The organism is Paraburkholderia phymatum, assembly GCF_038900715.1.
Lineage (GTDB): Bacteria > Pseudomonadota > Gammaproteobacteria > Burkholderiales > Burkholderiaceae > Paraburkholderia > Paraburkholderia phymatum_A.
Window position 1 is genome coordinate 1 of sequence record NZ_JAYMRZ010000063.1, and the last position, 2,542, is coordinate 2,542.

Sequence of the window (2,542 nt, forward strand, 5' to 3'; positions counted from 1 at the left end):
TGGGCGGCGACAATTATCGTGGCCGGTCGTTGACGTTTGTTTTGGCCGGTGGTGAGGAGTCGCAGGCGGCGTAGCCGCCGGAGACGACGAACCACCGGCGGCGCCGCGTCGGCGGGGCAATAGGATGGCTGATCGATTCCTAAAGAAGAAGCGGTCAGCTCATGTCTGGAACCCGCATTACCGACCAACAGGTTCGCCTCTACATGAACAAGCGCAAACACCATCCGCAGGAAGTCGCGGCCGCCAAGGCTGGAATAAGCGTGCGTAGCGCACGCCGCATCGAGCATGACGCGACTCTGCCATCCCAGAAGCCGCGGCGCTCCTGGCGCACCCGTCCCGATCCGTTCGCCGATGTTTGGGACAGCGAGATCGTGCCGCTCCTGCGTAACGCGCCCCATCTGATGGGCATCACGATCCTGCGCAAGCTGCAGGAGGATCACCCGGAGCGCTATCCCGACAGCATGCGCCGCACGCTGGAGCGACGCATTCATCAATGGCGGGCGCTTGAAGGTCCCAGTCAGGAGATCTTCTTCCCCCAGGAGCATCAGCCCGGTGTGCGCGGGCTGTCGGACTTCACCGATATGAGCAAGCTGTGCGTGACGATCGGCGGCGCACCGTTCGAGCACCGGCTGTATCACTTCGTGCTGGCGTTCTCACGCTGGGAGTACGCCTGCGTGGTCGAGGGCGGCGAGAGTTTTGAAGCCCTCGCCACCGGATTGCAGAACGCCCTGTGGCAGGCGGGAGGTTGCCCGCGCGAGCATCGCACCGACAGCCTGTCGGCCGCCTTCAAAAACCTGAGCGAGAAGGAGGACTTCACGACCCGTTACAAGGCGCTGCTCGATCATTACGACATGCGGGGCACGCGCAACAATCGCGGTTTGGGTCATGAGAACGGGAGTGTCGAATCCTCGCACCGGTATCTGAAGGATGCGGTCGATCAGGCCTTGATGCTTCGCGGCCATCGCGACTTCGCTGATCGTGCCGCCTATGATGAATTCATCCGCGAGCAGGTGATGCGTCGAAACCGGCGCAACGCGGGCGCGTTCCGTATTGAGCGCCAACAGCTTCAGGATCTGCCGGAGTACCGTACCACCGACTTCGTCGAGGAAGAAGCGCCTGTGTCCCGCTGCAGCACGTTCACGGTGCGCGGCATCCTTTACAGTGCGCCGTCGCGCCTGATTGGTCACCGGCTGAAGGTGCGCGTCTACGGCGACCGGCTCGACTGTTACCTGTCCGGCGTGCTGGTGCACAGCACCGCACGGGGCTCCCGTGCGCACGACAACCGTCACGCGCTTGATTACCGCCACTTCATTGGCTCCCTGAAACGCAAGCCGCAGGCATTCAAGGGGCTCGCGTTTCGTGACGCACTGTTCCCGCGCGAGGCCTACCGCCGGACATGGGAACAACTTGATGCCCGCCTGTCGCAACGCGAAGCATGCAAGACGATGGTTGGCCTGCTTGAACTCGCCGGCCTGCACGGGGTGGAGGCCGTACTGGCCGTACAGCTCGACGTGTTGCTGGAAGCCGGCAAGCTGCCCGATCTCAAAGCGCTGCGTGAGCAGTACGCACCCCGTGAGGCCTCGTGTCCTGAAGTAGATGTTCAGATGCCGCCCGTTGCCGTCTATGACGAACTGCTCGAGGAGATGGCAGCATGAACGCGCCCGCACATGATGGTGGCCGCCTGGCCCTGATGCTCAACGAGCTGCGCTTGCCAACGATCGGCAGGTTGTGGCCCGAGTTCGCCGAGCGCTCGGACAAGGAAGGCTGGCCTGCCGCACGCCTGCTCGGCGCGCTGCTTGAGCACGAGCTGGCCGAGCGCGCCAAACGGCGCATCGAGCGGCACCGTACCGAGTCGCATATGGATCCGACCAAGACGCTCGCCACGTTCGACTTCAGCGCCGTGCCGATGGTCTCAAAAGCGCATGTCACGGCACTAGCCACCGGGGAGTCATGGCTGGAGAAAGGCGCCACGGTCCTTCTGTTCGGGCCACCTGGGGTCGGGAAAAGCCATCTAGGTTCGGCAATCGGGCACGCCCTGATCGACGCCGGATACCGCGTGCTGTTCACGCGCACCAGCGAACTCGTCCAGAAGCTGCAGGCGGCACGCCAGAGCCTGCAGTTGCCTTCTGCGCTGGCCAAGCTCGACCGCTTCGATCTCATCGTCCTTGACGACCTGTCATACGCCCGCAAGGACCAAGCCGAGACCAGCGTGCTGTTCGAACTGATTGCCGAGAGGTACGAGCGTAAAAGTCTTCTGATAACGGCCAATCAACCGTTCTCGGGCTGGAATGACGTGTTCCCTGACCCCGGCATGACGGTCGCCGCCATCGACCGGCTCGTGCATCACTCGACGATCTTCGAACTGAATGTAGAAAGCTATCGCCGTCGAAAGGCCAGCGACAAACAGGGCGCGCGCCGGCGACAATTACCCGACGACAATTACGATGGAGGCGCGACAACTATGAATTAGCCATCGACAACTACACCCGTTGACCGGCCAAAATAGTTGTCGCTGACCGGCCGTGCTGCTTGACGCTGTCTA

At 62.7% G+C, this 2,542-nt stretch carries 2 protein-coding genes; both read left to right on the plus strand.

What is annotated here, in order from left to right; all coding sequences use genetic code 11:
- The first annotated feature begins 161 nt into the window (after positions 1 to 161).
- Positions 162 to 1,655 (plus strand): IS21 family transposase, encoded by a 1,494-nt coding sequence (gene istA / locus VSR68_RS42345; protein ID WP_342945358.1) that lies wholly within the window; start codon positions 162 to 164, stop codon positions 1,653 to 1,655.
- Positions 1,652 to 2,470: an IS21-like element helper ATPase IstB gene (istB, locus tag VSR68_RS42350; RefSeq protein ID WP_342945359.1), complete on the plus strand. Its 819-nt coding sequence runs from the start codon at positions 1,652 to 1,654 to the stop codon at positions 2,468 to 2,470. The genes istA and istB overlap by 4 nt, the downstream gene beginning before the upstream one ends.
- The last annotated feature ends 72 nt before the right edge of the window (positions 2,471 to 2,542 follow it).

Coding starts and splice junctions, on each gene's coding strand:
- istA (WP_342945358.1), top strand. CDS start 162: ATGTCTGGAACCCGCATTACCGACCAACAGGTTCGCCTCTACATGAAC.
- istB (WP_342945359.1), top strand. CDS start 1,652: ATGAACGCGCCCGCACATGATGGTGGCCGCCTGGCCCTGATGCTCAAC.